This is a genomic window from Achromobacter insolitus (assembly GCF_002209555.1).
In the GTDB taxonomy this organism is placed as follows: Bacteria; Pseudomonadota; Gammaproteobacteria; order Burkholderiales; family Burkholderiaceae_B; genus Achromobacter; species Achromobacter insolitus.
Map to the genome: position 1 here is coordinate 305,224 of NZ_NJIF01000003.1, position 22,298 is coordinate 327,521.

At 65.9% G+C, this 22,298-nt stretch carries 23 protein-coding genes; 11 read left to right on the plus strand and 12 right to left on the minus strand.

Annotation, left to right across the window (positions count from 1 at the left end; genetic code table 11):
• Window positions 1-3: 3 nt before the first annotated feature.
• Complete coding sequence (locus CEY08_RS11650) at window positions 4-1,659, minus strand: mucoidy inhibitor MuiA family protein (RefSeq protein ID WP_076813579.1); 1,656 nt, start codon at window positions 1,657-1,659, stop codon at window positions 4-6.
• Window positions 1,660-1,813: 154 nt separating this feature from the next.
• The gene (locus CEY08_RS11655) at window positions 1,814-2,704 is read right to left on the minus strand and encodes a LysR family transcriptional regulator (RefSeq protein WP_063640585.1); all 891 of its coding nucleotides are present in this window, start codon (window positions 2,702-2,704) and stop codon (window positions 1,814-1,816) included.
• Window positions 2,705-2,808: 104 nt separating this feature from the next.
• Here CEY08_RS11655 and CEY08_RS11660 point away from each other — a divergent pair, with 104 nt between their 5' ends.
• The 3 genes from CEY08_RS11660 to CEY08_RS11670 all read left to right on the plus strand — a co-directional run bounded on the left by CEY08_RS11660 (window position 2,809) and on the right by CEY08_RS11670 (window position 8,007).
• Window positions 2,809-4,116 (plus strand): MFS transporter, encoded by a 1,308-nt coding sequence (locus CEY08_RS11660; protein WP_076813577.1) that lies wholly within the window; start codon window positions 2,809-2,811, stop codon window positions 4,114-4,116.
• Window positions 4,117-4,196: 80 nt separating this feature from the next.
• Window positions 4,197-4,907 carry a DUF2325 domain-containing protein gene (locus tag CEY08_RS11665; RefSeq protein WP_076813575.1) on the plus strand — a complete coding sequence of 237 codons (711 nt, stop codon included), beginning with the start codon at window positions 4,197-4,199 and terminating at the stop codon, window positions 4,905-4,907.
• Window positions 4,908-5,004: 97 nt separating this feature from the next.
• The gene (locus CEY08_RS11670; RefSeq protein WP_076813572.1) at window positions 5,005-8,007 is read left to right on the plus strand and encodes an ATP-binding protein; all 3,003 of its coding nucleotides are present in this window, start codon (window positions 5,005-5,007) and stop codon (window positions 8,005-8,007) included.
• Here CEY08_RS11670 and CEY08_RS11675 read toward each other — a convergent pair.
• Both CEY08_RS11675 and CEY08_RS11680 read right to left on the minus strand, forming a co-directional pair.
• Window positions 8,004-9,443, minus strand: a complete 1,440-nt coding sequence (locus tag CEY08_RS11675; RefSeq protein ID WP_456298155.1) for an RNA polymerase factor sigma-54 — start codon at window positions 9,441-9,443, stop codon at window positions 8,004-8,006. The two genes, CEY08_RS11670 and CEY08_RS11675, sit on opposite strands and share 4 nt — an antisense overlap.
• Window positions 9,444-9,615: 172 nt before the next feature.
• Entirely contained in the window at window positions 9,616-10,629 is a 1,014-nt protein-coding gene (locus CEY08_RS11680; RefSeq protein WP_084738547.1) for a sigma-54 interaction domain-containing protein, read from the minus strand.
• A gap of 184 nt (window positions 10,630-10,813) precedes the next feature.
• Between CEY08_RS11680 and CEY08_RS11685 the strand changes: the two genes are divergently transcribed.
• A complete protein-coding gene (locus CEY08_RS11685; protein ID WP_042793620.1) occupies window positions 10,814-12,190 on the plus strand; it encodes a sigma-54-dependent transcriptional regulator in 1,377 nt (458 codons plus the stop codon).
• A 2-nt stretch (window positions 12,191-12,192) separates the two neighbouring features.
• On the opposite strand, the gene CEY08_RS11690 is transcribed toward CEY08_RS11685, so the two are convergent.
• Window positions 12,193-12,576, minus strand: coding sequence for a hypothetical protein (locus CEY08_RS11690; protein WP_042793619.1), 384 nt, complete (start codon window positions 12,574-12,576; stop codon window positions 12,193-12,195).
• Between the two features lie 171 nt (window positions 12,577-12,747).
• On the opposite strand from CEY08_RS11690, the gene CEY08_RS11695 reads away from it, so the two are divergent.
• Complete coding sequence (locus CEY08_RS11695) at window positions 12,748-12,981, plus strand: hypothetical protein (protein ID WP_076813567.1); 234 nt, start codon at window positions 12,748-12,750, stop codon at window positions 12,979-12,981.
• A gap of 14 nt (window positions 12,982-12,995) precedes the next feature.
• Here the strand turns inward: CEY08_RS11695 and CEY08_RS11700 are convergent, their stop codons facing one another.
• Window positions 12,996-13,280, minus strand: coding sequence for a DUF378 domain-containing protein (locus tag CEY08_RS11700; protein WP_042793616.1), 285 nt, complete (start codon window positions 13,278-13,280; stop codon window positions 12,996-12,998).
• Between the two features lie 159 nt (window positions 13,281-13,439).
• Between CEY08_RS11700 and CEY08_RS11705 the strand changes: the two genes are divergently transcribed.
• Both CEY08_RS11705 and CEY08_RS11710 read left to right on the plus strand, forming a co-directional pair.
• On the plus strand, window positions 13,440-14,030 hold the full coding sequence (locus CEY08_RS11705; protein WP_063640593.1) for a hypothetical protein: 591 nt from the start codon (window positions 13,440-13,442) through the stop codon (window positions 14,028-14,030).
• A 28-nt stretch (window positions 14,031-14,058) separates the two neighbouring features.
• The gene (locus CEY08_RS11710; protein ID WP_076813564.1) at window positions 14,059-14,682 is read left to right on the plus strand and encodes a DUF4142 domain-containing protein; all 624 of its coding nucleotides are present in this window, start codon (window positions 14,059-14,061) and stop codon (window positions 14,680-14,682) included.
• Between the two features lie 108 nt (window positions 14,683-14,790).
• Here CEY08_RS11710 and CEY08_RS11715 read toward each other — a convergent pair whose 3' ends face one another.
• From CEY08_RS11715 to CEY08_RS30370, 3 genes are all read right to left on the minus strand, one after another.
• Window positions 14,791-15,678: an SDR family oxidoreductase gene (locus tag CEY08_RS11715; protein WP_063962646.1), complete on the minus strand. Its 888-nt coding sequence runs from the start codon at window positions 15,676-15,678 to the stop codon at window positions 14,791-14,793.
• A 105-nt stretch (window positions 15,679-15,783) separates the two neighbouring features.
• Window positions 15,784-16,125 carry an ElaB/YgaM/YqjD family protein gene (locus tag CEY08_RS11720; protein ID WP_042793613.1) on the minus strand — a complete coding sequence of 114 codons (342 nt, stop codon included), beginning with the start codon at window positions 16,123-16,125 and terminating at the stop codon, window positions 15,784-15,786.
• A 75-nt stretch (window positions 16,126-16,200) separates the two neighbouring features.
• A complete protein-coding gene (locus CEY08_RS30370; protein WP_487259545.1) occupies window positions 16,201-16,593 on the minus strand; it encodes a four-helix bundle copper-binding protein in 393 nt (130 codons plus the stop codon).
• A gap of 96 nt (window positions 16,594-16,689) precedes the next feature.
• Here CEY08_RS30370 and CEY08_RS11730 point away from each other — a divergent pair, with 96 nt between their 5' ends.
• Window positions 16,690-16,941, plus strand: coding sequence for a hypothetical protein (locus CEY08_RS11730; protein WP_076813560.1), 252 nt, complete (start codon window positions 16,690-16,692; stop codon window positions 16,939-16,941).
• A gap of 3 nt (window positions 16,942-16,944) precedes the next feature.
• Here the strand turns inward: CEY08_RS11730 and CEY08_RS11735 are convergent, their stop codons facing one another.
• On the minus strand, window positions 16,945-17,997 hold the full coding sequence (locus tag CEY08_RS11735; RefSeq protein WP_088607673.1) for a DNA topoisomerase IB: 1,053 nt from the start codon (window positions 17,995-17,997) through the stop codon (window positions 16,945-16,947).
• A 124-nt stretch (window positions 17,998-18,121) separates the two neighbouring features.
• Here CEY08_RS11735 and CEY08_RS29945 point away from each other — a divergent pair, with 124 nt between their 5' ends.
• The 3 genes from CEY08_RS29945 to CEY08_RS11745 all read left to right on the plus strand — a co-directional run bounded on the left by CEY08_RS29945 (window position 18,122) and on the right by CEY08_RS11745 (window position 19,609).
• Complete coding sequence (locus CEY08_RS29945; protein ID WP_013393888.1) at window positions 18,122-18,289, plus strand: hypothetical protein; 168 nt, start codon at window positions 18,122-18,124, stop codon at window positions 18,287-18,289.
• 47 nt (window positions 18,290-18,336) lie between these two features.
• On the plus strand, window positions 18,337-18,489 hold the full coding sequence (locus CEY08_RS11740; protein ID WP_042793612.1) for a DUF3309 family protein: 153 nt from the start codon (window positions 18,337-18,339) through the stop codon (window positions 18,487-18,489).
• Between the two features lie 163 nt (window positions 18,490-18,652).
• On the plus strand, window positions 18,653-19,609 hold the full coding sequence (locus CEY08_RS11745; RefSeq protein WP_076813556.1) for a 2-hydroxyacid dehydrogenase: 957 nt from the start codon (window positions 18,653-18,655) through the stop codon (window positions 19,607-19,609).
• Here CEY08_RS11745 and CEY08_RS11750 read toward each other — a convergent pair.
• Together CEY08_RS11750 and CEY08_RS11755 are read right to left on the minus strand one after the other, a co-directional pair.
• Window positions 19,606-20,439 (minus strand): universal stress protein, encoded by an 834-nt coding sequence (locus CEY08_RS11750; protein WP_076813554.1) that lies wholly within the window; start codon window positions 20,437-20,439, stop codon window positions 19,606-19,608. The genes CEY08_RS11745 and CEY08_RS11750 overlap by 4 nt on opposite strands.
• Before the next feature lie 113 nt (window positions 20,440-20,552).
• Entirely contained in the window at window positions 20,553-22,013 is a 1,461-nt protein-coding gene (locus CEY08_RS11755) for an FUSC family protein (RefSeq protein ID WP_232033723.1), read from the minus strand.
• Window positions 22,014-22,298 lie beyond the last annotated feature (285 nt).

The window sequence follows — 22,298 nt, forward strand, 5'->3', positions numbered from 1 at the left end:
GCATCAGATGCCGGAAACCTCGATATCGCCCGGATAGTCGACCGAGAACTTCAACACCGTCTCGCGCGACTTGCCGGGTTCCATTTCCCAGTCCCAGACGAGTTTGCCGTCTTCCTCGCGCTTGATGTCGCGGTCGGCGGGCGAAAGCAGCTTGACCACGATTTTCTCGTTGCGCGAGATGGGCAGGCGGTCCTTGAACGACACCTTTTCCTTCGTGGCCTTGTTGTTCTTGACCGTGATCTTGTACTCGTAAGTCACGCGCTTGCCGCTGCCGGAAAAGCCGGTGCTTTCCGTATAGCGGTTCACGAGCTGGCGCTTGATAGAAATGCCTTCATCGGCGCCCAGCGCCAGTTCAAGCTTTTCTCCCGGCATCACGGACTTCATGGAACTGGCCGCGACGAAGGCGTCGTCCAGGAAGGTGTTGAGGGAGCCGGCCAGGAACGGAAAGTCCGTATTGTTGCTGGCGTGGGCGGTCAGGAACATGGCTTCGCGCAGCGCCGGCGTGGACTGGTACTGCAGCGTGGCGGGCAGCTTGGCCGTGGCAATGGCCACTCGTTGCGTGGAATTGTCGGACAGCAGCGTGGCCGGATTCTTGATCTGGAACGAGGCGCTGGTGGCTTCGGCCTGGACTTCCGCGGTTGCCTGCTCCAGCGGTTCCGGCATTATCTCGGCAACCGGCGCGCCGGCGTCCTCGAAGGACTGGACGCGCTGGCGCGACATCTTGGCTTCGGCTTCCTGCCTGGCCGCCGCGACCGGCGCGGGGCTGGGGCGCGGGCGGGGCGGGGGCGGCGGAGCGGCCACGTCGATGATCCACGGCTGCAGCGCGGGCGCGCCGCCACCCAGCGAGGGCCGCGCGGTGGACAGCGTGAGCTTGACGTTGTTCCAGTCCTCGCCCGTGTTTTGGCGGATGACGCCGAAATAGCCCAGATCCACGCTGCGATCGGCCGGGCGCAGGCGCGCATCGTAGGCGGGCGTCCAGCGGGCGCCGGCCACGGCGTAGGCAACGTTCAGGTCCAGCTTGCCCGCGCGCGCCAGGTTGACGCGCAAGGTGACGGTCTTGGTGCGGCGATTGAGCGAGCTCTGCAATTGATCCAGCTGGTTCTGCAATGCGGTCAGCTCACGCTCCAGCGTCTCTTTCTGTTCTGCAACCCGGCGCAGCCCAGCCAGCGCCTTGGCCAACGAGTCCGCGCTCAGGGATTGGATCGCCTTGAGCTCGTCCAGCGTGAGACGGGCACCCTCCTTGGAGGGCTCGGTCGCGCCGCGCTGCATCATCAGCACCAGTTCGCGTTGGTTATCCAGTACTGCGGCCTCGTCGTCCAGCAGCGCGTGCTGGGCCTGAAGCTTGCGTACCTGATCCTCCAACTGCTTGACGCGCTCGTTGACGGTGTCGGCTTGATAGGCGTCGCGCACCTTCACGTCGAGCAGCGTGGCCTGGCCGGTGCTTTTGGCGGATACCTGCAACGAATTTTCCTGCAGGCTGGCCGGCAATTTTTCCAGCACCAATTCGTGTTCGCCGGCTGCCAGTTCGCTGCTGGCCGCGCGCGTCACGACGGCACGGTCCTGGTAGACGGTTACCGAACCGATGGAAGAGGCCAGGCCGGCGGCAGCGCCAAGGCCGGGTATCGTCGCTATGGCCAAGGCCAGAAGGGTACGTCGCACTATGTCACCTTTATACAGGTTGGGGTCGCGCGGCGCCGTCCTATCGGGAGGGACGGGCCGCCGAGCGCGCCAATTTACATTGCGGGTCGGGGCTTGGTTTTACAGAAAATGACAAACGCGACAGTGCGATACCGCGTCGCACGCGCGCGGTGGCTCAAGGGTGGGCCAGCTTGCGCAGCATGTCCACGGCATTGCCTGCCGCGGTAGACCGGTCGTGCCGGCGGTAGGCCATGTCAAGCAGGGCATGCGGAGCGTCGCCCTTGATGGGGCGGTACTCGATGCCTTGCGCGCCCATATGGCGCATGGCGGCAGGCACGATGGAAATGCCGACGCCAGCCGCGACCAGGCTGACAATGGAGGCCATTTGCGGCGCTTCCTGGATAACGCGCGGCGCAAAGCCGGCGCGCAGGCAAGCGGACATGATCGCGTCGTACAGACCGGCGCCTATGGGGCGCGGATACAGCACGAAGTCCTCATCCGATAGCGCAGCGATGGGCACGCTGCGCTTGCGGCTGAGGGCGTGGTCGGGGGGAAGCGCCACCAGCATGGGCTCATCCAGCACGCGTTCGGATTCGAATTCCGGGTCCAGCACGTACGGCGGGCGCACGAACGCCACGTCGACTTCGCCCGCGCGCAGGCCGCGCAACAGCGTGACGGTGTTGCTCTCGGTGAGCGTCACGCGCACATCAGGGTAGCGGTCCCGGTACGCGCGGATGGCGCGTGGCAGGTAAGGGTGAAACACGGCCGACGCCGTGAATCCCACGGTAATCGCGCCGCGTTCTCCGCGCCCAAGGCGGCGCGCCGTGTCGATGGCGCGGTCGGCGCCGGCGAGCAGGGCGCGCGCATCCTCCAGGAACTGCGCGCCGGCCTCGGTCAGCGCGATGCCCCGCGGCAGGCGCAGGAACAACGGTGTGCCGATTTCGCGCTCCAGCTGCTGGATCTGCTGGCTCAAGGGCGGCTGGCCTATACCCAGCCGGGCAGCGGCGCGCGTGAAGTGCAGTTCCTCGGCGACGGCGGTGAAGTACCGCAGATGGCGCAGTTCCATCGTTATTAAATATGGTGTGGGTGAGTTTCATATATTGGACATATGGGCGGGAAAAGTCTACCTTGATCGCGTGGGCCGCATGCCCGCTGCTTTCGAGAATCCCGATGTCAGTCCCTTCCGCCAGTTCTTCATCCCCGACCGCCGCGTCCTCCCCTGCGGCGCCTGTTTCCACGCCTACCGATCATCTTGCCCGCGGCACCCCGGGATTGCGACGCGCCCAATGGGCGCTGTTCGCTGCTGGCTTTTCCACGTTTTCGCTGCTGTACTGCGTGCAGCCGCTGATGCCGTTGTTCACCCACGCGTTCGGCGTGTCGCCGGCTCAAAGCAGCCTGGTACTGTCTCTTTGCACCGCCTTTCTGGCGGTCGCCATCTTCTTCGTCGGCCTGTTTTCCCAAACGGTACCGCGCAAGCGCGCCATGGCGCTGTCCCTGTTCGCGTCCGCCGTGCTGGGCACCATCGCCGCGGTAGCGCCTGACTGGCACAGCCTGCTGGCGCTGCGCGCGCTGCAAGGCCTGGCCATGGGCGGGGTGCCCGCGCTTGCGATGGCCTATCTGGCGGAGGAAGTCGAGCCGGGCACCCTGGGTTTCGCCATGGGGCTGTATATCGGCGGCAGCGCCTTCGGCGGGTTATCTGGCCGCGTCATCACCGGCCTGGTGTCGGATCATTTTGGATGGCGCGCCGCGTTGGGCACGCTGGGCCTCTTGGGCATCGTGGCAGCGGTGCTGTTCGTCTGGCTGCTGCCCGCATCGCGCCGCTTTGCGCCGCAGCGGGGCAGGGGCTGGGCCGGCGTGAGAGGCGACGTGCACGCCGGTGTGGTTGCGCACCTGAAGAACGGCCCTCTGTGCGGGCTGTTCGCGCTGGGCGGTGTCCTGATGGGCGCGTTCGTCACCGTGTACAACTATGTGGGTTTTCGCCTGTTGCTGCCGCCGTTCTCCCTGAGCCAGACCTTCATCGGCTTCATCTTCGTGGTGTACCTGGTCGGCATCTTCGCTTCGACCTGGTTCGGCCGCCTGGCAGATCGCCACGGGCGCGGCGCGATGCTGTCTGCCTCGACCGGCCTGGCGCTGGCAGGCTTGCTGCTGACACTGTCCAACTGGTTACCGCTGCTGATCGCCGGGATTGTCGTGTTCACCTTCGGCTTCTTCGCGGCTCATGCGGTAGCCAGCGGCTGGGTCGGACAGATGGCGCGTGGCTACAAGGCCTTGGCCGCGTCGCTCTATCTGCTGGTGTATTACGTGGGATCCAGCGTGCTCGGCTCGCTGGGCGGGCACTTCTGGACCACCGGCCAGTGGCCGGGCGTGGCCGCCATGGCGGGCGGCCTGCTGGCCTTGGCATTGGCGATAAGCGCCTGTCTGTACTGGCGCACGGGCCGCGCACCAGCTTCCGCCGCAGTAGGCGGAGGCGCTTCCTGATACCGCATCAAAAGATATTAATTCTCATTTATAATTTGCGGCACGCTCACTGAGCTCCCCATTCAGATCCGAGGGCCGCGATGAATCCTATCTCCCCCGACAGCCGCAGCCTGCAGCGCGAACACGCGGCGCTGCTAGCCGCCTACGGGCAGGCGCAAGCGCATTGCAGCCGACTGCTTGCGGCGCAGGCCGCGCGCATCCTCTATCTCGAGAGCGAAGCCATGCGCTTGCGCGCGGCGGTCATCTTGCGCGACACCGCGTTGGCTTGGGCGCGCGAAGACCGCAAGGCGCTGGAGACGTCCATTCCCGGCCTGCCTCGCCGCGTGGCGCTGGCGCGCCGCGTTACCCAGTTGATGGAGCGCGTGCAGAGCCTGATGCGCGAACGCCTGGCCTGGCAAGGGAAAACAAGCGCCTGCGCGCGCGGCCTGGAAACGTTGATCGAGCCGCCGGCGTGGCGGCCCGCGCCCTCAGCCGTCATGCTGCGCGAGAAGGCGGTTTTGTGCGTGGGCGAAGATACCGTGGCCCTGGCGTTGACCCGCAAGCTGGTCGAGCTGGCCGGTGGACGCTACTTAGGCCACGATGGCGGCGCGGACGCCGACGGAGACACCCTGGAAGCCAGCCTGGTTGCCGCCGACCTGGTGATCTGCCAGACCGGCTGCGTGAGCCATGGCGCCTATTGGCGCGTCAAAGACCATTGCACCCGCACCGGTAAACAGTGCGTGCTGGTGGACAAGCCCGAGGCCCTGCATTCGCTGCGGCTGCAGCGCGAACCGCTGAAGACTGACGGCTGAATCGGCGGCTCCCGAAGGCGAACCGTAGCGTCGGGTTACCTAGCGTTTCGGCTGCTCGGCCACTCCCGGAATACAGTGGGCGGTTAGGGGGGTCGACATGCTGACCAAGCGAGACCGAGTGGCGCTACCCTGGACGGACACGCTAGCCCGCCTGGAGGATGAGCGCATCATGTTGCAGCGGATCGCCGCCGGCGTGCCGCTGGCTGAAGTGCTGGAGCATGTGCTGCATGCCATCGAGGCGCAGTCCAGCGTGGAGCTGCGTACCTCCATCGCGCTGGTGGACGAAACCGGCAACTTTCTGCTGCATGGCGCCGCGCCCAGCTTGCCGATGGCTTACAACGCGGCAGTGCACAAGGCGGCCATCCGTCCGGACACCGCGTCCTGGGGCGAGGCGGCCTATACCGGCAGTCCTGTCTATGCAGAAGATATCGCCGCCAATCCGGGATGGGAACGCTGGCGGGACCTGGCCTTGTCGCATGGTTTGCGGGCCTGCTGGTCCACGCCGATCAAGGCGCCGGATGGCCGCCTGCTTGGCGTGTTTTCCAATTACTACACCGTAGCGCGTTCGCCCTCGGCGCATGACATCGACGCGATCGCGCTCGTGACCCGCAGCGCCGCGCTGGCCATAGAGCGCCACCTGACGGAGCTGGCGTTGCGCCAGAGCGGCGAACGCTGGCGCGCCATGTTCGCGGGCATGCAGGAAGCTTTTTTCCTCAGCGAAGCATTGCGCGATGACAGCGGGCGCATCGTCGACTTCCGTTTCCTGGAAGTGAATCCCGCATTCGAGCGCCAGACCGGGATGAAAGAAGGCGACACCCTGGGCCACACGTTGCGCGAAATGATCCCCGGCGTGCCCGGGCAGATCATGGATACGTTCGCCCAAGTGGTCGAGACCGGCGAACCGACTCAGTTCGAGTTCATGGTGCCCGCGCCCAAGGAGGCCTGGTACGAAGCCCGCGCGCGCAAGGAAGGGGCGGACAGGATGATGGCGCTGTTCCTGGACGTGACGGCGCGCAAGGCAGCGGAAGCCGAGCTGTGGGAAGGGCAACATCGCAAGATCTATTTGGCCGCGCTGGGTGACCGCCTGCGTGAACTGCACCGCCAGGAGGATATCGAGCAGGCCGCTTGTGAAGGCCTGAGCCAACATCTGGCGCTGGGCCAGGTGGCGGTGCTGGATTCGAAGGGCGAAGGCCAGGCACCTGTCATTTCCTCGAGTTGGCCCTCGGCCTCCGAGCTGCTGGGGCAGCCGCCGCACCGCCTCGATGCCTTGACGGACGATTACCACACCGCATTGCGCCAAGGACGCACGACGTACCTGGCGCCCCTGCTTGGAGAGGCTGGCGGCGATATCCGTCCCTGGGCGATCATCGTGCCATTGCGGCGGTGGGGCCGGCACGGCGGCGCCTTGTTGGCGCGGCCTTCGTCCGGCAGCCGGCTCAGGGGCAGCGACATTGCCTTTATCGAGGAAGTGGCCGAGCGCATGTGCGGCGCCGTCGAACGCTCGCAGTACGCGCGCATGCTGGAGCAGCGTGTCGAGGATGCGATCGCGGAGCGGGACCGTATCTGGCGCTTGTCCGCCGAGCTGCTGGCCGTGATCGACCGGCAAGGACGCTTTGTCAGCGTCAACCCGGCGGTGCGGTCGATCCTCGGGTGGAGTCCCGACCAATTCATGTCCATGGACCTGCGTGAATTGATCCATCCCGACGATCTGGCGCCGACCCTGGCCGCGTGGGCCTGGGCAACCGGGGACATCGGACCGCGCACCGGCGCGAAGCATCTCGAAAACCGCCTGCTCAAGCGAGATGGCGGCTATCGCTGGATAACCTGGAGCATGTCCTGGGCGCAGGACAGCCTGTATCTGACGGGCCGGGACGACACCGACCTGAAGCTGCAGGCGGAAGCGCTGCGCGAGACCGAGAACGCGCTGCGGCAATCGCAGAAAATGGAAGCGGTGGGGCGTCTGACCGGCGGCATTGCCCATGATTTCAACAATATGCTGCAAGGGATATCGGGCGCGCTGTATCTGGTCCAGCGCAAGATCACGGCAGGCGCGCCGGAACAGGCGCTGCGCTTCGTGGACGTTGCCATGGATTCGGCGAACCGGGCTGCGCATCTGACCCAGCGGCTGCTGACATTTTCGCGTCGCCAGCCCATCGATCCCAAACCGTTCTGCGCGGCCTCGGCGCTTCAATCGATGGTCGCCTTGTTCCACCGCTATACCGGCGAACGGGTCACGTTGCGGCTGGACCTGCAACCTGAATTGTGGACAGTGTGCTGCGATAAGAACCAGTTCGAGAACGCCATGCTGAATCTGGTGATCAACGCCTGCGATGCGATGCCCAATGGCGGCGCGCTGACGGTGGCGGTGCGCAACGTGGAACCGGATGATCCGCTGCTCCTGCAATCCGCGGGCGCGCACGCGGGAAAATTCGTGGAGGTTTCGGTGACGGACGAGGGCTGTGGCATGCCGCCCGATGTGCTGGCGCACGCGTTCGATCCGTTTTTCACGACCAAGCCCATGGGCCAGGGTACGGGTCTGGGTCTGTCCATGATCTACGGGTTCGCCAAGCAGGCGGGCGGCGCGGCCAGTCTGGAGAGCACGGTCGGCGAGGGCACGACGGTGAGGCTGTTCCTGCCCCGCCACGATGGCGCGCCCGAAAACCTGCACAACGGCGAGCGCCCGGAGGCGGTGTCGCCCGGCGGGGCGCGCAAGGAAGTCGTGCTGGTGGTCGAAGACGATGCGAACGTGCGGGAGATGGTGCGTGAATGCCTGGCTGAACTCGGGCTCGAAGTCTTGACGGCCGCCGACGGCGAGGCCGGGCTGGAGGTATTGCAGTCCGACCGCGGCATCGACCTGCTGGTGACCGATGTGGGATTGCCAGGCATTAATGGCCGGCAGTTGGCCGACGCCGCCCGCGTGGCGCGTCCCGGCCTGCGCGTGCTGCTGATGACGGGGTATGCCGAGAGCGCCGCGCGCGGCCAGGGCTTCCTGGAACAGGGATTGGAGCTGATCGTGAAGCCCTTTCGACTGGACAAGTTGTCCGAGCGCGTGCAGCGCATGCTCGACAGCGCGCCCGACGGACCACGCCCGGCCAGCTAGTGCCGGCGCCGCAATTCGGCGGGCGGCATGCGCAACTGCCCGCGGTACTTCGATACCGTGCGGCGCGCCAGCAGAATGCCGTTCGCGGCCAGTTGCTGCGTCAACGCCACATCCGACAGCGGCATCGCCGGATCCTCGGCCTCGACCATTTCCTTGATCAGGGCGCGCACCGCGGTCGCGGAGCAGGACCCACCGGTGTCGGTCGCCAGTTCGCGCGAAAAGAAATGGCGGAACTCGAACACCCCGCGCGGCGTCACCATGTATTTGCCTACGGTTGCGCGCGACACCGTGGATTCGTGCATGTCCAGATCATCGGCCACTTCGCGCAACATCAATGGCCGCAAGGCTACGTCGCCATATTCAAAGAAGGTCTGCTGGCGTTTGACGATGGCTTCGGCGACACGCTGGATGGTGACGTAACGTTGCTCGACGTTGCGGACCAGCCAGCGGGCTTCCTGGAGTTCCTGCGCCATGGGACTGCGGTCATCGAGTCGGGCGCGGCGGAAGAGTTCGGCATAGGTCTGGTGCAACCGGGCCTGGGGCATGGCATTGCGGTTGGGCAGCACGCGCCAGCGCGACTGCCACTTGTCCACGTACACATCGGGAACGACATAGACGGGAGCTTCTGCGCTGTAGCGGCTGCCGGGCTTGGGGTCCAGGCTGCGAATCAGGGCGCAGGCCTCGCGCAGCGCATCCTCGGAGCAGCCGAGCTGCTGGCGCAGGCCGGCACAATCGTTGCGGGCCAGCCGATCGAGTTGCTCCTGCACAATGCGCAAGGCCAGGCCTCGCTGTTCGTCGCTGATGCCGGTCGCAACCGCCAGCTGCAGCGACAGGCATTCGGACAGACTGCGCGCCGCCAAGCCAGGCGTGTCCAATTGCTGGACCAGGCGCAATGCCGTCATCCACTCGCCCTCATCCGGAACGGGGTCCGCGCCGCGATGATTGTCGCCCCACAAGCTGGCCAGCGGCGCACGCAGGTAGCCGTCCTCGTCCAAGGCGTCGATGATGTATTCGGCCAGCAGGCGATCCCGCGCCTGCAATTGGTAATTGCCGAGTTCCTGCGACAGGTGCTGGCTCATCGACAACGTCGACATCACCCATAGGCCCTGGTCGCGATCCGGGCCGTCGCCCTGTGCGCGCGTGGGGTAGTCGCCGGAATAGCCGGGCGCGTCCGGCATCGGCGGCTCCGTTTGCGCCGCAGGCTCGGCGGGTGCCGGCACGGCTTGCTCGGCGGCGGGAGGAAAGGTCGGCGCCTCAGACGGCATGTCGCTGTCCTGCTCGTCGGGGTCCTCCAGGAATGGGTTGCTGGCCAGGGCCTGTTCCACGGCCGTGGTGAATTCCAACGCGGACATTTGGAGCAGCTTGACGGATTGCTGGAGCCGGGGCGCCAGCGTCATCTGCTGGCGCAGGCGCAATTCTTGCGAGGGGTAGGCCAATCGAGTCTCCTGGACAAGGGCTGCCGACGGGCAACTCATCCTGATACTCAAGCAAACTCCGTGCCATGTGCCCTTGCGGGCAGGACCGGCAGGCTGACGCGCGCCGGACTGCCTCAGTATTACAAGGGAGTGGTAAGAAATGCCTCTCGTGGCGCTGGCGGCCTTGCGGGCATCAGGAGGCTGCAGGGTTCTGCGCGTCCCTTTCGTATTCGTCCAGCCGGTTGTAGAGCGTCTTCAAGCTCAGCCCCAAGGTTTCAGCGGCAATGCGCTTATCGCCCGCGTGGTGCGCCAGGGTTGCGAGGATGAATGCGCGTTGTGCGTCGCCCAGCGACATACCGATAGGAAGCGTCAACGATCCTTCGCGCATCGTGGCCCGTTGCTCGCCGCGCGAACGCGTGTGCAGTTCGGCCTGGAGCACGCCGTCGGCCAGGATGAACGCGCGCTGCACTGTGTTGCGCAGTTCGCGCACATTGCCCGGCCAGTCATGCTGGGCAATCGCTTCCAGCATCTCCGCAGAGAAGGTCTTTTGCGTGCCGTTCGCGGTATTCAGGGTATCCAGGAACCAGTGCGCCAGTACCAGCGCGTCGTCCTCGCGTTCGCGCAAGGGCGGAACGCGCAGCGGAATCACCAGGAGGCGGTGCAGGAAGTCCTGTCGCAAGCGGCCTTCGGCAACCGAGGCGTATGGATCGCGGTTGCTCGCGCAGATGATGCGCACATTCGCGCGCAACAGGTCTGAGCCGCCCACTCGCTGGTACGTACCGGCCTCCAGCACGCGCAGAAAATTGACCTGCAGGTCCGGCGGCATTTCGGTCACTTCATCCAGAAACAGCGTGCCGCCACTGGCGTACTCGAAGTAGCCGGCGTTCTGAGCGACCGCGCCCGTGAAACTGCCTTTCTCGTGTCCGAACAATTCGGCATGCGCGAGGCTGCCGCTGATGGCGCCGCAGTTCACGGCAACAAAGGGCTGTTCCCGGCGCTCACTGGCGTCGTGGATGGCGCGGGCCACGATCTCCTTGCCGGTGCCGCTTTCGCCCACGATGAAGACGCTGGCATCCGTGGCGGCTGCAAGCTGGACCTGGGCGTTCAACTTCTGCATCACGGTCGACAGGCCGGATGCATCCATGAGCGCATCGGAAGGGGCGGCTGCCGCGGCGCGCGCGGCGGTGGAAGTGCTGCGATTCGCCATGCTGATTCCTCGGCCCAGGCCGGGCCATGAGTCTGCCCTCATGCTAGAGGGACGGAAGGGAGCGGGATGCGACGATTTGCAAGCATTCGAAAATGTTGATGGAAAGTGTCGAACATTTGCCACCGATTCGCCCGTTATGGCTATGCTGAGTTACTCATCACAAGATCCGCGATACGGAGCAAGCATGCCTCATCTTCTGATCGTTGATGACGACCCCGCAATCCGGGAAACCCTGGCCGAGATCGGCCGGGAAAGCGGTTTTTCGGTAGCCTTGGCCGGTAGCGTCAAAGATGCGCTGATCCAGCTGGAACGGCACATTCCCGACCTGGTGCTGACCGACATCCGTCTGCCCGAAGGCAGCGGCATGGACATATTCAAGAACGACGCCGCGGCCAGCGCGGAAGTCGTGGTGATGACGGGCCACGGCACGGTGGACAACGCCGTGCAGGCGCTGCGCCTGGGCGCTACCGATTACCTCGTCAAGCCCATCTGCATGGAGCGCCTGAACGGTATTTTCGCGCGCGTCAACGCAAACGCCGGTAACGATCTGGCCGGCGCGCCGTTCGAAGAGCCGGGCCGCTACGGCAAGATGTATGGCGCGTCCGCGTGCATGCAGGAACTCTATCGCCAGATCGGGCGCGTGGCGTCCACCACCGTGACAACCTTGTTGATCGGGGAAAGCGGCACGGGCAAGGAACTGGCGGCACACGCCATCCATGAGCTCAGCGCGCGCCGCCAACGTCCGCTGATCGCCGTGAATTGCGGCGCGATCTCGCCAAACCTGATCGAAAGCGAAATGTTCGGGCATGAACGGGGCAGTTTTACCGGGGCGGACCGCCAGCACAAAGGTTACTTCGAGCGTGCCGACGGCGGCACGCTGTTTCTGGACGAAGTCACCGAGATGCCGCTGGACCTGCAGGTGAAGTTGCTGCGCGTCCTGGAGACGGGACAGTTCATGCGCGTGGGCACGAATCGGGAAATCGCCTGCGACATACGCATTGTGGCCGCCACCAACCGCGATCCCGAGCAGGCAGTGCGGGAAGGCAAGCTGCGCGAAGACCTGTATTACCGGCTGAGCGTCTTTCCCATCAAGCTGCCGGCGCTGCGTGAACGCGGCGACGATATCCTGTTCCTGGCGAACCGCTTCCTGCAAGGCTTGAACCAGGAATCCGGCAAGAACAAGGAATTCTCGCCGCGCGCGGTCGCGGCGCTCCAGCAGTACGAATGGCCCGGCAATGTGCGGGAACTGAAGAACTATGTGCGCCGCGCCTTCATCATGGCCGATGGCGACAAGCTTGACGCAGACATGCTGACGCCGCGAGTGACCCCGGCGGGCGAGGGCGCATCCGGGCACGTAAGCGTGCCCGTGGGAGAAACGCTGGCGGAAGCGGACCGGCGCCTGATCCTGGCGACGCTCGAACGCTGCAACGGCGTGAAAAAGCAGGCCGCGGCAGTGCTCGGCATCAGCCCCAAGACGCTCTACAACAGGCTGGAGGAATATGCCGCGGCGGACGCGCAAGCGTCTGCCGCGCTGCCTGCCCGGGAACAGGACCGGTCCTGATTTCATTTCCCGTACCGGGTTTTCAGGTCCGCCATGCAGGCGTCCTTGGCGTTGCCTGACATGCCGTCGCATTTCTCCTTGCCGACCTTGTAGTCGGCGTCGTTGCGCGTCTTGGCAGCGTCGTGCGAGGCCTCGGCCTTTTCCTTGCCTGCCTTGGCATCGGCCCGGGCTTTGTCGCGCGTGGCTTCGGCCTGTTGCTGGCAGACGTCCTTCTCATTGCCTTTCATGCCGTCGCAGCGTTTTTTGTCCAGCTTGTATTGATTGTCGATTTGCTCATTGCTGCGCACGGTGGTGGTGCCGCCTTGCGTGGTTTGCGCCTGGGCCTGGAAGGCGAGGGCGGAAAGGCTCAGGGCTACGGCGGGGAAGACGACTCGGGACAGATTCATGACTGACTCCTTGTGGATGACCCGACACTGCGCGGGTCTGTGGCACAGCCAAGCAAGTGCCATGCCCAACCCCGCCGGGCCCGTCGGGCACGCCGCTTGCTCGGGCTTGGACCGGGGCCGGTGATCCTGGCCTCACCTGGAAAATTGCCCGATTTGCAGGGGAGTGAAAGCATGGAACGCAAGCGCACGGAAAACGAAAAGGCAGAACCGGAAAAGGCAAAGGCCAACGAGCCGCATACCGAGACTGAGGCCGCACACCGCAGTGGGCAATTCGGCACGGACAAGCCGGGCTTCGGCAAGCGGTCCGGCGCGCCCAAGCGCGACTCGGACGAGAAGCCCAATGACAGGGGGGCCGAGTACGAAGAAGGGGGCCAGTATCCCGGCAAGCGTCCGGGGGGCAAGTAGTGGCGCTCCGGAGATCAATCCGGCGCTTCACCCAGGCGGAACAACAGCACGACGCTGTACAACGCCGCCAGCCCGATGAGTCCATAGACGCTACGGATAGCCGCTGCGGAGGGCAGGATCTTCTCGAACACGTCCAGTTCCACGGCGGCGATCAAGCCGGAATTCAAACCGCCTGCCACCACCGCGATCAACGCCGACCAGTCCAGGATGGAAAGACTACGGGTCTCGGGAGGAACGAGCGGCGGCGCGGGTTCTTCTTCCAGTTCGGAAAAGTCTTCGTTCTTGCCTGGCATGTCCATGCTGGTGTCCTTTGCGCGAGCTGCGAATAGGCGGGACTGCGGGCGGACTGCCGATGCCTGCCTGGCCAGGCCGCTGGTCCCCTACAGCAAGCACCGTGCCCGCCGCGGGCATGGCAATTGCTGCACGACCGGCAATGCATTTTCGCGCTGGAGAGCACTATGTCCTTGATCGTTGCAGCCCGATTCGACACTTTCGACCAGGCCGCCGAGGCGGCGAACAAGCTGTGCGCGGAAGGTTTTACCGAAGACAATATCCACACCTTCTACATCAATTCCGCGGGCGAGCACGCGCGCTATCCCATTGGCGGCGACCGCGTCGCGGATCCAGACGCCAAGGGCGGCCATTTCGGTGCGGTGGCGGGCGCGTCCGCCCTGGGCCTGGTATTTGCGCTGCTGGGCGGCCTGATTGCCGCCCGCGTGGGTGCACCGGTGCTGATTGTTATCGCCGCGGCTGGCGTCGGCGCGTATCTTGGCGCGCTGGCCGGAGCGCTCTGGGTCGTCGGCCGCGGCCGGCGCACCCGCGTTGCCGCGTCCGCCACGGCGGATGCGCATCCCGCGGTGCGCCATGCGGGCGTCATGCTGGCGTTGCACGTGTCGCCCGACCGCGATGCCCAGGCCAGGAACATTTTGGCGGCGGCAGGCGGCCGGGACATCGAGCGGGCGCAAGGCCGTTGGCAAAACGGCAAATGGGTAGACTTCGACCCGCTGACGCCGCCCCACCGCGTGCAAGCGCAGACGATGGCGAACTAGGTTGGGCTACCCGCCACGGGAGGCAAAAATGAAGAAAACGACATGGATTGCCGGCATCGTCGCGGTTTGTCTGCTGGCGGCGCCAGGCGTGCTTGGCGGCGTCCAGGCCCAGGAGCTGGCGGAGCCGGACGCGCGTTTTCTGCAGGCGGCGGCGGGATCCGGGATGTTTGAGGTCGAGGCGGCGGAACTGGCGAAAAAGCGCGCGGCGGGCAACGACGTCAAGGCGTATGCGGCGGAGATGCTGGAGCAGCATCGCGGCATGAATGCCGAGATCAAGACCTTGGCCGAACGCAAGCAAGTAAAGTTGCCCGGCGAACCATCCGAACCCGACCGGGGCACGCTTAAGCAGCTGGGCGAGCGTTCCGGGGCGGACTTCGACGCGCTGTACATCGAAAAGGCGGCTGTGGATGCGCACACGACCGCGAATCGCCTGTTCGAGACCGCTGCGCGCGAGGCAAAGGATCCGCAGGTACGCGACTTCGCGGCGCGTGCGTTACCCGTCGTGGCCGAGCACCTCGCCCTGAGTCGAAAGCTCCAGAAGGTGCCGCCGGCCGACCCGGATAAGATCCAGCCCGCCGTGAAGGGCGAAGCCCCCGCAGTGTCGCCCGCGTCCCGCGAGGCGCCGGCGTCGATTGCGCCGGCGAAACCCTGAAGGCCCGGGCCCGGATGCGCGGCCGGCGTAAATCCCGCAAGAAGGCCGCGTAGAGGGCGCAATAAGGCCGCGCAAAGGCCGACGCAATGAGGCCGACGCAATATCAGGTCAGTCGCCGGCACTGCCGGTAATGGGCAGCACGATGCCGGTGATATAGCTGGAGCAGGCCGGGGAGGCAAGAAAGACGTAGGCGGGGGAGATTTCCTCGGGTTGCGCGGGGCGGCCGAAGTCCGTGTGCTTGCCAAATTCCTTAATCTTTTCGGCGCTCTGGTCCGCAGGATTGAGCGGCGTCCATACCGGCCCGGGAGCCACGGCGTTTACGCGCACGCCTTGCTCGGCAAGATTGGCTGCCAGGGACCGGGTGAAGGCGTGGATCGCCCCCTTGGTGGTGGAATAGTCCAGCAGCTTGGCGCTGCCGCGCAGACCCGTAACAGACCCGGTATTGATGATGGACGAACCCGCCCGCAGATGCGGCAGCGCCGCGCGGGCCATCTGGAAATAGCCGGTGATGTTGGTGCGCAGCGTCTTGTCCCATTTCTCGTCGCTGATTTCCGGCAGCGTGTCCGTATGCTGCTGGTAGGCCGCATTGTTCACCAGCACGTCGAGCTTGCCGAATGCCTGGACAGCCTGTTCGACCGCCTTTGCGCAAAACGCCGGATCCTGCACATCACCGGGAATCAGCACGCAGCGCCTGCCTTCGTCCTCGATGGCGCGCCGGGTTTCTTCCGCGTCTTCGTGCTCGCAAAGATAGACTACCGCCACGTCGGCGCCTTCACGGGCATAAAGCAGGCACACGGCCCTGCCTATACCCGAGTCGCCGCCCGTCACCAGGGCAGCCATGCCTTCCAGCTTGCCGCTACCCTTGTATTGAGGCGCCTGGTACTGCGGCTTGAGGACCATGTCTGCTTCCTGGCCTGGTTTTTCCAGATGCTGGGCAGGCATGGGAGGCGTGGGATGGGGCCGGGCGCCGGTGCCGGCTTGGTCGGGTTTGCTCATGCGATTCTCCTGATGGGCGGGCGCGATAGGCGCCTCGCCCATCCTCGAGCAATTGGCATGCCCGGCCGGGGAATGCCCGCGGCGCGCGGGCCGCGGGCCTGAGTGCTACTGCCGGCCCACCACCACACCGAACAGGAAGGCCGCGCCGGCCACCAGCCCGATTGCCTGCCAGGGGCGGGCGTGGATGTATTCCTCGGTGCAATCGATGGTCTCGCGCATCAGATCGCTGGCGTTGTCGGAAGCGTCTCGCAGGCTGCGCCGCGTCGCGCGCAGCTGCTCGGACAAACGTGCCTTGAGTGCCTCCATATCCGTGGCGCCCGTGTCGCTGAGCGTGGCTTCCAGTTCGTCTATCCAGGCTTCCGGATGCCGAGTGCGCCGGTGGGCGCCGCGATTGTCTGGACCGTTTTCCGGAAAGTCGGAGGGCAGGGGGGTATTGGTAGAGGCCATCGGGAGCTCCTGGCTGTCGGGCGGGAAAAACATCGACGCGGACCGGCCCGGGCGGCCGCGCGGTGGTTCTGGGGCTCAGGCCTCCAGCATGTCTCGGCAGGCGAGCGTGCAGCTCAGGCACGCGCCGGCGCAAACCTGGCAATGCGATGCCTCGTGCGGTGCACATTCGCGCGCGCAGGCATCACACATCAATGCGCACAAAGTACACAGGGCGTTGGCAAATTCGCCATCGCGCGCCAACATGGCTGCGCACAACCGGCAGACCGCCCCGCAATCGGTGCATAGCGCGATGCAGCGCTTCATCGCCGCTGGATTCCCCTCCAGGCAGGCGGACGCGCAGATGTCGCAAGCCACGGCGCATTCATAGCAGGCTTGCACACATTGATCGAAGTTTGGGTCTCGCATTGCATCTCCTTGTGTATGCCTGGCAGGCGCGCCAATCGGCGCGCCTGCCGACAGGGGCCACATCCGCTTGCAATTTGAAGCCGCCGGGGATGATCCGCGTGGCGCGACAGACGTAGCATTGGAGGTCAGATCCCATGGGGGAATCCTCTGGAGCCACGCATGAAACCAGCATCCGTACCCGGATCCGCAAAGTCGGCGCAGGCCGGCAAGCAGCCGGAAGACAACGCTAAGATACTGCCGCCAAGCTCTCCCGTCGATGTTCCGCGCAGACCGGATAAACCAGACTCCTCGACACCGGACGAAGCGGCGCGCGACAAGCGGATCGTCGCAGATACCCGTACCGAATCGAATTGGGCGGACGGTTCCGCGCCACAGCCGCGGGCTAAGAACGCGCGCTCTTCCATCCTCTGAACCTCAGCCCGAGGCATGCCCGGCGCCGGCGCCGCCGCGCAGAAAGGCGAGCAGGCGGCGTTCGTCCGCGTTCAGCCCCGCCGGCCCCTTGGGCGCTGCCGCGCGCGCGGGCAGCGTCCCCTCCAGATAGGCGGTCAGAATGGCGGGGTGGATATAGCACGCGCGGCACACTGCGGGCGTGTTGGCCAAACGCCGTGCCACCTGTTTGACGACTTCCACCACATTCTTTTGCGCTTGGGCGTCGTCTTCGCTTGGACACCGTTGCAGGGCCGCGTACGCCATGACCGACCCCGCCCAGGTCCGATAGTGTTTCGCCGTGAAATCGCCGTGGCCCGCTTCGCGCAGATAGGCATTGACCGCACCTGAATCCACCGGATGGCTGCCGCCGTCTTCGTCCAGGTATTGGAAGAGTTGCTGGCCGGGTATGTCCAGACAGCGCTTGATGACGCGGGCCACCCGTCTGTCTGCCGCCGTAACGTCATGGGTTACGCCGCTCTTGCCCTGGAAACGAAACCGGAACCGGTCACCGCTTACCCTTACGTGGCGACGCTTGAGCGTGGTGAGGCCATAGGATTTGTTCGTCCGGGCGTATTCACGCGCGCCGATGCGCACCAAGGTTGCCTCCAGCAGCCGCACCAGCACGGCGATCACCTTGTTCTGGGTAAGGCCGGCGCTCCTCAGGTCGCGTTCCACCTGACGCCGGATGCGCGGCAGCGTCTCTCCGAACGCGGCGAGGCTCTGGTACTTGCTCGCGTCGCGCACCGCCGTCCATTCGGGGTGATAGCGGTATTGCTTGCGCCCGCGCGCATCGCGGCCAGTAGCCTGCAAATGTCCGTGAGGGGACGGACAAATCCACACCTGCTCGTAGGCCGGGGGTATCGCCAGGGCATTGATGCGCTGAATTTCGCGCGGGTCGCGAATGCGTTGGCCTTGGGTATCCAGGTAATGAAAGGTGTGGCCGTTGACGCGCACCCTGGCATAGCCCGCCCGGCTATCGTCGTAGTAGACCAGCGCCGCGCTGCCGGAAGCGCGCGGCGCCTGGGAGTTGGATTTCATGGTATCTGCGGCAGCCTCAGGACCGGGGCGGTCGCATCAGCATCCGGCGTGCCCGGGCCGGTGTGCACGAAGGGGTGGGCACGCTGCTTGCTGACAGAGGGGTGGATTTTCCCCGGAGACCGCCATGCACATCGCGTACTCGTATTACCTGCACGTTCCGCCCAAGCCAGATCCCATACCGCCAGGTTCGCCTCCGGGGGATTTGCCGGTGGATCCGGATACCGACGAGCCGGACGTCGACCTGCCGCCCTTGTCGCCGCCCGGCAAGGAAATCACGCCGCCCAGCCCGTGACGCTGGCCACGGAATCCCACTGACCCAACAAGAACCGAGGAGTCGCCATGTCGACCATCCTGCTGATTGTCCTTATCCTCCTGCTGATCGGCGCCGTGCCCGCCTGGCCCCATAGCCGTGGCTGGGGCTATTACCCCAGCGGCATACTGGGCATTCTGCTGATCGTGCTGATCGTGATGCTATTGACCGGACGCCTGTAGCGGGGCGCTGTCCGGCACCGGATCCGCGAGCCGCGTCGGGCGGCGCGCGGATCTTTCGGTTGCCGGGTGGCCGCCAGACGGATGGGCCGGTGGCGCGCGCCAATGCCCAGGCGTAAGATCGCCGGGTTTGAATGCAGCCCCGCTATCCGCGGTATCTCCCGACATGACCATTCCCTTGCTTGTCCTGATTGAAAGTGTGCAGGACTACCTGCCAGAAATCGAAGCGCGCGGCTTTCGCGTGATCTATGCGCCCACCGCGGCGTCGCGTGCCCAGGCGATCCGCGACCACGGCCACGAAGTCCGCATCGTGCTTACGCGCGGCGCCACCGGCTTGCGCGCCGACGAGATCGCGGCAATGCCTGCGTTGGAGATAGCCTGTTCCCTGGGCGTCGGCTATGAAAACATCGACCTCGCCGCAGCCGCCGAGCATGGCGTCGTGGTGACGAACGGCCCGGGCGCCAATGCGGTGTCGGTCGCCGACCATGCCATGGCGCTGCTGCTGGGCGCGGCGCGGCGGCTGCCGCAGGCTGATGCTGCCGTGCGCCAAGGCCATTGGAGCGGCTTCATGGGACCGCAAATCTCCGGCAAGCGCTTGGGCATTCTGGGCCTGGGCACGATCGGTCTGGAAATTGCCCGGCGCGGCGCGCATGGTTTCGGCATGCGCGTGGGCTACTACAGCCGGCGTGTCAGGCCGGACACCGGTTACGCCTATTTCGACAGCCCGCGCGCGCTGGCTGCGGCCTCGGATTTCCTGGTGGTGGCAACGCCGGGCGGGGCGCAAACGCGTCACCTGGTGAACGCCGACGTACTGGAAGCGCTGGGGCCGGAGGGCTATCTGGTAAATATCGCTCGTGGCAGCGTGGTCGATACCGACGCGCTGATCGCGGCGCTGTCGGCGCGCCGCATTGCAGGCGCCGGACTGGACGTGGTGGACGGAGAACCCGACGTGCCGAAGGCGCTGATTGCGCTCGACAATGTGGTGCTGACCCCGCATAGCGCGGGGCGCTCGCCTGAAGCGGTGCACGCCACCGTGACGCTGTTCCTGGACAACGCCACGGCGCACTTTGGCGGCAAGCCGGTCCTGACGCCCGTGCGCCAGGACACGGCAACTGCTTCCTAGTGCGAGAACATGACCGGCACGGTCATGCTCTTGAGGATGGACGCGGTGGCACCGCCCAGGGCCCATTGGCGCAGCTTGCTGTGGCCGTAGGCGCCCATGACGATCAGGTCCGCGCTATGGTCCGCGGCGGCATTCAGGATGGTGCTGCCCACGCCGACGCCCTTGATGTCGCGGCGCACGTGCTCGGGCGCCGGCATGCCCTGCGCCACGCAATAGGTAGCCAGGTCCTCGAACGGTGCTTCGGCCTTGGGGGACGCGGCGCCTTCGTTCATGGTCAGGACGATCATATGCGAGGCCAGGCGCAGGATGGGCGCGGCGTCCGCCAGGGCCCGGGCCGCCTCGCGGCTGCCGTCCCAGCAGCACAGCACGCGGTCGCCGATAACCGGGAATTCGCCGCTGGACGGAATCGCCAGCACCGGCCGGCCCGCGGTCAATAGCGTCTGCTCGACGAACTCGATTTCGTGCGCGGCTTCGACGTCCTCACGGTTCTCCTGGCTGACGACGATGAGATCGGTCGTGCGGCCCAGGAGCGCCACGGTTTCGCTGGGCGAAGAGGTGCCCGAGCGCATGAAGGCGGGCACGTCCGCTTGGGCGGCCGCTTCCAGGAAGGCATTTTCCACCGCGTCACGGTTCTGTGCCTGTAATTCCTTGATGATGCCCAGCGAGCGCGACATGAGCACGGACTCGCCGTAGTAGTACTGCGGCGGCGCGGCGTTGGCATAGATGCCCACCAGTTCGGCCTTGTGGCGCTTGGCCAAGGCCAGGGCAGCTTCAATGCGGCGTTTGCAGTCGAATCCGTGGTCCAGGTGGACGGAAATGCGGCGGTACATGGAGGCCTCCTTGTTTAAGCTTGCCATGCCCCTATGGTTACGCTTTCCGGCCATTTCGCCATTGATGCGCGTCAAGGCAGGGGCAGTTCGCCCGAGCCCGCGCAAACCGGCCGCTAGTGCACGGCCGGCGCCCGTTCCACCCGCTCACGCAGTTGACGCAGCTGGCGCGCCTGTTGCGCGATGCGATCCAGAGGTCCCGCCAGTTCGGGATAGCCGGCGGCGACAGCCGCGGGCACGGCCAGTTGGCGGCCATGGGACGGCTCGGAATCCTGGGGGTGCAGGGCGTGCGCCAGGACCGAACCGTAGTCGCTGAGCGCACGGGCGGCAGGCGACCCCGAGGGCAGGGCAGGCTGTATTTCCAGCACGGTGCCCGCCGCCGTGACCCGGCGCATGGCGTTCAGCAGGCTCTCCGCCGTGCCCACGTTGCGGTCGCGATGCACCGGATTCTGCTGCAGGCGCTGCAGTGACGCCTGGGCGTTGTCGGCCGACAGGCAGGCCATGCGGCGCAGCGCAACGATATCCTGCCCGGCGCCGGGCTCGCCGCTCTTTTCCTGAAGCAGGGCGCGTGCATAGGCGGCGTGGCGTTCCAGCGCCATGCTGAGCGCGCCGGCCAACTGGCGCGGCTCTTTTTCCGGCCAGACCAGAAAGCCGACCAGCAACGCCAGTATGCCGCCCAGCACGCTATTGAATGCGCGCAGGGCGGCGAGCATGGGCTCGTAGATCTCGGGCTGCTGGATGTGCGTGACCAGCACGAACTGCGACGTCAGGAAGAATGTGAACAGCGCGTAGTGGATAGTGCGTGCAGCGAAGGTGCCTAGCGCAATCGGCAGCACCGCCAGCGCCACCGACAAGGGGGTGCTGAGGAACAAGCCCAGGAGCGAGGCGCCGATGGCGCCGGCCACGCTGCCCGCGACGCGCTCCAGCGTGCGTTGCCAGGTCGTGGCGAAGTAGGGTTGCAGGATGAAGACCAGCGTCAGCGACATCCAATAGCCATGGTTGACAGCGAAAGTCTTGGACAGCGCAACCGCGATGGTGGCGCCTACGCCCACGCGCAAGGCGTGGCGGAAGGCGTCGGACTCGAAACTCAGGTTCTGGCGCAAGACGCGCCAGGCCGTTTTTGTGCGCCCCTCCGTAAGGCGGTCGCGTACCGGCGCCGCCGGCGCATCGCCCTGGTCGAACAAGGACTGCGTGACTGCCTGGGCCGCATGCAGCAGGCGGTCCAGCACCGGCACCATGGTCGCCAGCTCGGGCGCATGGGCCATGGCGCTGCCGCGCAGCTCGTGCAGGCCGGCGCTGTAATGGGCCAGCCGTTCGCGCAGGCATTGCGCTTGCTTGGCATCGTTGACGTCCGATGTGCTGGCGATGGCATTGCTCAGGCTGGCGTAGCGGTGCAACGCGTGAGAAAGATGGGCGCCGGCGCCACGGCCCAGCCATCGCGGCGCGTTCGATTCCAACAGATCGGCGGCGGCCACCAGCGCGATGAAGCTGTCCTCGGCATGGTCCAGCAAGTACAGCAGCTGGTGCGCGCGGGCGCGGCGCGAAGGCCGGGCATCCTGCACTTCGCGTATACGCACGCGAGCGGCCTCGAGCGCTGCGCTGCGGCCGCGTCACGGCGCTCCATGCCTGGGGGCTGGTTGCCGGCGTCAGTCCGGAATACATGCGGGCCAGCGCGTCCGCAAAATCCGCCAGGCTGCGGTAGCAGTGCGCGACGGCATGCGTGGCGTCCTTCCAGGGACGCCGGCGCCACACCAGCGCGGTCATCAGGATCGCCCAGGCTGCGCCTGCCAGGAAGAACAGTGTGTAGGACAGGCTGTCGGACCAGGTCGGCGCAGGCAGCTCGGCCGCCACCACGAAGCCCG

What these genes read in the sequence shown, in the direction of transcription:
- CEY08_RS11655 (WP_063640585.1), bottom strand. Translation starts at nt 2,704, where the DNA reads ATGGAACTGCGCCATCTGCGGTACTTCACCGCCGTCGCCGAGGAACTG.
- CEY08_RS11660 (WP_076813577.1), top strand. Translation starts at nt 2,809, where the DNA reads ATGTCAGTCCCTTCCGCCAGTTCTTCATCCCCGACCGCCGCGTCCTCC.
- CEY08_RS11665 (WP_076813575.1), top strand. Translation starts at nt 4,197, where the DNA reads ATGAATCCTATCTCCCCCGACAGCCGCAGCCTGCAGCGCGAACACGCG.
- CEY08_RS11670 (WP_076813572.1), top strand. Translation starts at nt 5,005, where the DNA reads ATGCTGACCAAGCGAGACCGAGTGGCGCTACCCTGGACGGACACGCTA.
- CEY08_RS11680 (WP_084738547.1), bottom strand. Translation starts at nt 10,629, where the DNA reads ATGGCGAATCGCAGCACTTCCACCGCCGCGCGCGCCGCGGCAGCCGCC.
- CEY08_RS11685 (WP_042793620.1), top strand. Translation starts at nt 10,814, where the DNA reads ATGCCTCATCTTCTGATCGTTGATGACGACCCCGCAATCCGGGAAACC.
- CEY08_RS11690 (WP_042793619.1), bottom strand. Translation starts at nt 12,576, where the DNA reads ATGAATCTGTCCCGAGTCGTCTTCCCCGCCGTAGCCCTGAGCCTTTCC.
- CEY08_RS11695 (WP_076813567.1), top strand. Translation starts at nt 12,748, where the DNA reads ATGGAACGCAAGCGCACGGAAAACGAAAAGGCAGAACCGGAAAAGGCA.
- CEY08_RS11700 (WP_042793616.1), bottom strand. Translation starts at nt 13,280, where the DNA reads ATGGACATGCCAGGCAAGAACGAAGACTTTTCCGAACTGGAAGAAGAA.
- CEY08_RS11705 (WP_063640593.1), top strand. Translation starts at nt 13,440, where the DNA reads ATGTCCTTGATCGTTGCAGCCCGATTCGACACTTTCGACCAGGCCGCC.
- CEY08_RS11710 (WP_076813564.1), top strand. Translation starts at nt 14,059, where the DNA reads ATGAAGAAAACGACATGGATTGCCGGCATCGTCGCGGTTTGTCTGCTG.
- CEY08_RS11715 (WP_063962646.1), bottom strand. Translation starts at nt 15,678, where the DNA reads ATGAGCAAACCCGACCAAGCCGGCACCGGCGCCCGGCCCCATCCCACG.
- CEY08_RS11720 (WP_042793613.1), bottom strand. Translation starts at nt 16,125, where the DNA reads ATGGCCTCTACCAATACCCCCCTGCCCTCCGACTTTCCGGAAAACGGT.
- CEY08_RS30370 (WP_487259545.1), bottom strand. Translation starts at nt 16,593, where the DNA reads ATGTGGCCCCTGTCGGCAGGCGCGCCGATTGGCGCGCCTGCCAGGCAT.
- CEY08_RS11730 (WP_076813560.1), top strand. Translation starts at nt 16,690, where the DNA reads ATGAAACCAGCATCCGTACCCGGATCCGCAAAGTCGGCGCAGGCCGGC.
- CEY08_RS11735 (WP_088607673.1), bottom strand. Translation starts at nt 17,997, where the DNA reads ATGAAATCCAACTCCCAGGCGCCGCGCGCTTCCGGCAGCGCGGCGCTG.
- CEY08_RS29945 (WP_013393888.1), top strand. Translation starts at nt 18,122, where the DNA reads ATGCACATCGCGTACTCGTATTACCTGCACGTTCCGCCCAAGCCAGAT.
- CEY08_RS11740 (WP_042793612.1), top strand. Translation starts at nt 18,337, where the DNA reads ATGTCGACCATCCTGCTGATTGTCCTTATCCTCCTGCTGATCGGCGCC.
- CEY08_RS11745 (WP_076813556.1), top strand. Translation starts at nt 18,653, where the DNA reads ATGACCATTCCCTTGCTTGTCCTGATTGAAAGTGTGCAGGACTACCTG.
- CEY08_RS11750 (WP_076813554.1), bottom strand. Translation starts at nt 20,439, where the DNA reads ATGTACCGCCGCATTTCCGTCCACCTGGACCACGGATTCGACTGCAAA.